This window comes from bacterium (genome assembly GCA_035529855.1).
Classification (GTDB): Bacteria; RBG-13-66-14; B26-G2; order WVWN01; family WVWN01; genus WVWN01.
Window position 1 is genome coordinate 1 of sequence record DATKVX010000134.1, and the last position, 5,815, is coordinate 5,815.

Sequence of the window (5,815 nt, forward strand, 5' to 3'; positions counted from 1 at the left end):
GTGGCGTCGGGTGTTACCACCCGACGCAACGCCCGGCCGTCAGGTGGTAACGCCTGACGGCACGCGTAATTCTTTAAGGCACGGTAAGCCTGACGGTAAAGTAAAAGTTTAACCAAAAGAAAACCTATCGACGCTTAAAAGCGAACTCTCGCCTGCGTAATCACGTGCGCTGAAATAAGGCCAATCGCAAGGTTGGGCGCAAAGGCCGGCCCGGACGGGGTTAACGTGAATATAGTCTATTTTTCTTTTTAAAACCCGCGGCGTGAAGATAACAACGTCGTCGAATCGTGGTTCCCATATTTGGAATTGGCTAGTTCTCCCGTCGGGATTCCTTAACTCCTCCAATACCTCTACGTACCCTTCCGATTCGAGTAGTTTACGGAGTTTGTAAGCGGTAAACTTTTTAAAGTCTCGCGTCGCGGCGGATAATTTGTTTTCCTGCGGAAAGGCTAATTATGAGATGAAGATGTGACGGCATTAATACATAAGCCCAGAGTTCGAACCCATATTTGGCCTTTACGTGTTCCAGCGACGTGATTATAATCCCGTAGTATTTTTCGTTACGCAATATAATTTTACGATTATTAAAAGAGGTCGTAACGAAAAACACGCCACCGCCCCGAGGTAGTTTCGACCGGCTACGTAACCCCATCAACTCCCCTTCCGGCGTCAGTTGGTAACAACTGACGCCACCGCGCGGCTCGGTTGGCGTTGGATGTTACCATCCGACGCCCGGTCCGTCCCTATCTCGTGGCGTCGGGTGTTACCACCCGACGCGCCCCTTGCGGTCAGGTGGTAACACCTGACCGCACCTGAACGCCCGACGCCCGCCTGAGCCGTTAGTTGGTAACGCCTGACGGCACCGTAGGGGGCGGAGGATTATACCCCAAACCGCCGTCGCGGTAAAGGCCAACAAGGCGAACCGCCCGGGTTGCCGGGCGGTATTCGGCCTGGGATGATGATTCCGGAGTAGCTTCGCGAGCGCGATTACAGGTCGCGGTTCGAGATGTCCTCGGCGATTTCCTTCAGACGCTCGCCCTTTATTTCCATCTCCTTCCCTATTTCCTCCGCGCGCCGTTCTTTCTCCGCCGGGCTCATGTTCGGGTCCATCGCGATCGTCGCCATTTCCTTCGTCAAGGCTTCGATATCCTTGTTGAGCTGCTGGAGCTCTTTCTCGTGTTCTTTGACGGCGTGGGGGTCCGGGATGCCCGAGTCCTTCATTCCGGGGATGACGTCGAGGTCGGCGGTCTTCGCGCAACCGCGGCAGCCGCCGGCGCCGAACGCGGCAGCTAGAACCGCGGCCGCGGCCAGTAACACTATCGCGTATCTCAATTCGGTCCTCCTACGTTGGCGTTACCTTTGAGTTGGAATCGTTTTCCTGGGCGCAGAGGCGTTCGTATATAATGGCGCCGAGGGGTATGAGGTTTTTAGTGTCGGCGGCGTTGTAGCGCAGCAGGCGCTCGAGCGCGCCGCGCTTCCCGCGGCAGTGGGCCTGCCAGAGCTTTACGGCGTCGTAGCCGTCGAGGCCGTCGACGTCGCCGTCGCGGGCGATGCCGAACTGCTTCTCGACCTTTTTGAGGCCGCCCTTGACGCCGAGCCGCTTCGCCGCGAAGCAGATGTCGAAGTGGGGGAACTCGAGTCGCAGGTACGAGAACTCGCGTTTGAGGAACGGTACGTCGAAGTTCGCGCCGAAGAACGTGACGAGGAGTTTGACCCCCTCCAACGCGGCGTCCACGGCGTCGCCGGAGAGGTCGCGGCCGGCGACGAGTTGGGTCAGGCCCCGCCCGGGCCGGTAGACGCCGACCACCGTCGTCTCGTCGTAGGGCGGCGCCTGGCCCGTGGTCTCGATGTCCAGGCAGGCCACGCCGTCGCCGAAGGCGTCGAACAACCGCCAGTGCTCGTTCCGTGACAAACGGTGGTGGAAGAATTTTTCGTCGCGCCGGCCCAGCGCGTCGCGCCACCGCACCAACTCCCCGGCCCACAGCTCGTTGCGCCACGCCGAAGTGAACGTTACGCCGCCGCGCGCCAGGAAGTCGTCCCAGCTCGAGATCCCCTCGCGCCGGATGCGGCGCTCGGTGTGGGGCCCCACGCCGTTCAGTATCCTGAAGGTGTGTCTTATCAAATTCCGTCGTCCGTTTCGGCGGGGCGGCCCGCGAACGCCCACAGATACGCCGACGCGCCGAATATCCCGCCCGCCAGGTCCGCGCCCAGGTCGACGATGTCGGCGCTGCGGCCCGGGACGAAAGCCTGGAGAATTTCCGTCCCCGTACCGACCAGGAGTACGGTGAAGAAGGCGACGACGAAGGCGAACGTTCCGCCGCGGCGCGCCGCTCCCGCTATGGCCCGGGCGGCGAGCGCGCCCAGCAGCGCGTAGGCCGCGGCGTGTCGCACTTTGTCTATGTTGAGGGCGCGGGGCTGCGGCGCCTCCGGCAGCGCGACGAGCGCGAAGAATACCAGCACGGCGACCCACGCCGCCCAGGGTAGATAATAAGATTTAAAATCGCTCACGTCAACAGCGCGCGGACCAGCGCGAGGGCGGCCCCCTTGTGCGGAAGGTAGTGGCCGCGGCGCAGGTCCGGGTCGCGGACCTGGTTGGGGGTGAAGGTCGCGACGCCCACGCAGCTCGGGCAGCCGTTCTCGCACTCGCAGCCGGCGATGAGCTCTTCGCAGCTCCGGAGGACTTCGTCCAGGCGGCGGTAGGCGTGCTCGGCGTAGCCCAGGCCGCCGGGGTAAACGTCGTATATGAACGCCGCCGGCGTGCCCAGGTTCGACGAGTCTACCACGCCGCGCAGGTCGCGCGGGTCGCACATCGCGAATAGCGGGATCACGGCCTGCAGCACGTTCTTCAGGCCGACCAACCCCGCGAGCGGGTTATATCCCATCCGCGAGACGTCGCTCAGTACCTCCGGCCCGGGCGCGACGTAGACCGCCACCGTCGGGAGCTCCACCGCCGGCAGCTCCAGCGGCGACCAGCCGATGGACTCCAGCGAGTAGAACTTTATCTTCTTGAATCCTATCGTCCGCCACGTTACGAGCGCCTCCGCCAGGCCGAAGGCGCCTGCGGCGTTCTCGTGCGACTCCAGCGTCTTGAGGACGCGCAGCGTCGCCTCCACCATGGCCTGCGTGTAGTAATCGACGTCGCGCCGCTCCACGAACGCGACCTTCTGGCCCAAGTCCAGCTCGCGCACGAAGTACGTCTCGCCCTGCTGCAGATATATGGCCTCCGGGTAGAGCTGCTCCAGCGCGCTCTCGTAGTCCAGCGTGCCGATGACGGCGTTCTCTCCCTTGGCGTCGACGATGGTCACGGTATTATCCGACGAGGAGCGGAGGTTCACGTCCGCCGCGGGGTAGTCGCTCGAGAGCCACCAGTACTTGCCGTCCTTGGCGGCCATGTCGCCCTCGTCCGCGACGACCTCGGCCACGCCGGGGGCGCTCGAGCCGAAGGACGCCAAATCGTCGGCGGTGAGCGGCAGCTCGGCCGCGGCGCAGCGCAGGTGGCCCGATAGGATGTAGACGTTCTCGGGGTCGACGATGGCGGCCTCGGGCGAACGGCCGAAGACGTACTGCGGGTGGCGGGCGAGGTATTGGTCCACCGGGTCGTCGTAGGCCACCAGGACCGCGAGCGACGCGTCGGCGCGCCGCCCCGCGCGGCCCGACTGCTGCAGCAGCGACGCGATGGAGCCGGGGAAGCCGACGACGACCGCGGCGTCCATTCCGCCGACGTCGATGCCGAGCTCCAGGGCATTAGTGGCGGTTACGGCCAGCAGCCGGCCGCCGAAGAGCTGCTTCTCGATCTCGCGCCGCTCCTCGGGGAGGTAGCCGCCGCGGTAGCTGCGCAGCTTGTCGTCGTACTTGGGCCCCAGCGCCTCGCGGGCGTACTTGTATATGAGCTCGGCGACGACGCGCGCCCGGGCGAAGGTCACCGACTGGACCCCCTCCTTCACCAGCGCCTGCAATATCTCCGACGCCTCGACGTTGGCGGAGCGCCGGAGGCCCAGGCCCCGGTCCGAGAGCGGCGGGTTCAGGATGACGAAGTACCGGTCGCCCTGCGGCGCGCCGGACTCGTCTATCAACGTCACGTCGTCGCCCACCAGCCGCTCGGCGTGCTCCTTGGGGTTGGCGATGGTGGCGGAGGTCAAGAGGAACTGCGGCGCCGCGCCGTAGTGGGCGGCGATGCGCCGCAGCCGCCGCAGGACGTTCGCAACGTGGGAGCCGAAGATGCCGCGGTAGGCGTGTAGCTCGTCGACGACGACGTAGCGCAGCGACGAGAAGAAGCGGCCCCACCGCGCGTGGTGGGGGAGGATGCCGGTGTGGAGCATGTCCGGGTTGGTGATGAGGAGGTTGGCGGCGTCGCGGAGCTTGCGGCGCGCGGCCGCGGGCGTGTCGCCGTCGTAGACGCCGGGCGCGACGCGCGCGGCCACCGGCGGCGCGAGCGCCAGGAAGCGGTTCAGGTTGCGGAGCTGGTCCTGGCTCAGCGCCTTGGTGGGGTAAAGGAAGAGCGCGGCGCCGCCGCCCTCGTCGTAGAAGCGCTCGAGCACCGGCAAGAGGAAGCAGTACGTCTTGCCGGAGGCGGTGGGCGTTACGGCGACGACGTTTTGGCCCGCCCGGGCCGCGGCGACGTACTCGGCCTGGTGGCTGTATAGCTGCGTTATGCCCTGGTGGCGCAGCGCCTCGGCGAGGGGCGGGGCCAGCGGCGGCTCGAGCTCGGCGTAGCGCGCCTCGCGCGCCGGGACGTGCTCGACGTGGCGGATGGCGTCGCCCTTGGTGAGCTGCAGCTCGGCGAGTACGGCGTCTATTTTCATTATAATATTATATAATTTCACGGCCGCTGGCGGAAGTAAAAAGCCGAGCGGCAGGCAAAAAGGCTGCCGTTACCCCTTGCGAAAGGAGCGGCGGATTTTAAGTCCGCCGCTTCGAGAAATGAAGCAACATTCCCTTGGGTTCGATACGTATATAAGTTATAATGGATATGGTACGGCTTATGAAATTCTCCCGCGAACGTTTCGTCGTCTTTCGGGCGCATCTGCGCGAGGCCTTCGCGCTCGCCGCGCGGTCGCTGTGGGCCAACAAGATGCGCTCGCTTCTGACGGTGCTGGGCGTCTTCATCGGCGTCACCACCGTCGTCGGCCTCATCTCGCTCATCGTCGGCCTGCGCAGCTACGTCACCAACGTCTTCGCCACCGCCGGGACCGACACCTTCTTCGTAATGCGGATGAACTTCATCACCACCGATTGGGAGGACTGGTACGAGGGGCAGAAAAGGCCCGACCTGACGGTCGCCGACGCCGCGGCCATAAGCGCGAGCTGCCCCTCGGTGGATTACACCGCGCCCCGCAACGTGGCGATTAAAGAGGTATCGTTCCGCGAGAAGAAGGTCAAGGGCGTCATCGTCATCGGCACGTCGGAGGAGTTCCAGCAGATGGAGGGCCTCAAGGTCCGGCGGGGCCGCTTCATAACGAACGCCGAGGTCGACCACTCGCGCCAGGTTACGGGGGTGGCCTACGAGGTCGCCGACAAGCTCTTCGGCTCGAGCTCAGGCGTGGGGGAGCGCGTCAAAGTCGGCGGCCACGCCTTTACCGTCGTCGGCGACGCGTACCCCATGGGCTCCGTCTTCGGCCAAAGCCGCGACAACAGCGTCATCGTCCCCATAACGACCTTCGAGAAGATGTTCGGGACGCGCGGCATCGCGCACGGCCTGGCGATAATAGGCCGGCCCAGGTCGCCGGAGCTGGAGGGGCAGGCCATAGACGAGGTGACGAACCTCATGCGGCGGCGCCACCGCCTGGGGCCCGACGAGGAGAACGACTTCGAGGTC

5 protein-coding genes are annotated in these 5,815 nt (G+C 64.7%); 1 reads left to right on the forward strand and 4 read right to left on the reverse strand.

The genetic code is table 11. The annotated features are described in order from the left end of the window. Positions 1–987: 987 nt before the first annotated feature. From VMX79_12930 to VMX79_12945, 4 genes are read right to left on the reverse strand one after another with little or no spacing between them, the layout of a single operon-like run. Complete coding sequence (locus tag VMX79_12930; protein ID HUV88001.1) at positions 988–1,332, reverse strand: hypothetical protein; 345 nt, start codon at positions 1,330–1,332, stop codon at positions 988–990. 10 nt (positions 1,333–1,342) lie between these two features. Then, positions 1,343–2,122 carry a ribonuclease H-like domain-containing protein gene (locus VMX79_12935; GenBank protein ID HUV88002.1) on the reverse strand — a complete coding sequence of 260 codons (780 nt, stop codon included), beginning with the start codon at positions 2,120–2,122 and terminating at the stop codon, positions 1,343–1,345. Continuing rightward, entirely contained in the window at positions 2,119–2,508 is a 390-nt protein-coding gene (locus VMX79_12940; GenBank protein HUV88003.1) for a VanZ family protein, read from the reverse strand. Before VMX79_12940 ends, VMX79_12935 begins: the two co-directional genes overlap by 4 nt. After that, on the reverse strand, positions 2,505–4,823 hold the full coding sequence (locus tag VMX79_12945) for a DEAD/DEAH box helicase (GenBank protein HUV88004.1): 2,319 nt from the start codon (positions 4,821–4,823) through the stop codon (positions 2,505–2,507). Before VMX79_12945 ends, VMX79_12940 begins: the two co-directional genes overlap by 4 nt. A gap of 158 nt (positions 4,824–4,981) precedes the next feature. Here VMX79_12945 and VMX79_12950 point away from each other — a divergent pair. Then, a partial coding sequence (locus tag VMX79_12950; GenBank protein ID HUV88005.1) for an ABC transporter permease occupies positions 4,982–5,815 on the forward strand: 834 nt, incomplete at its 3' end.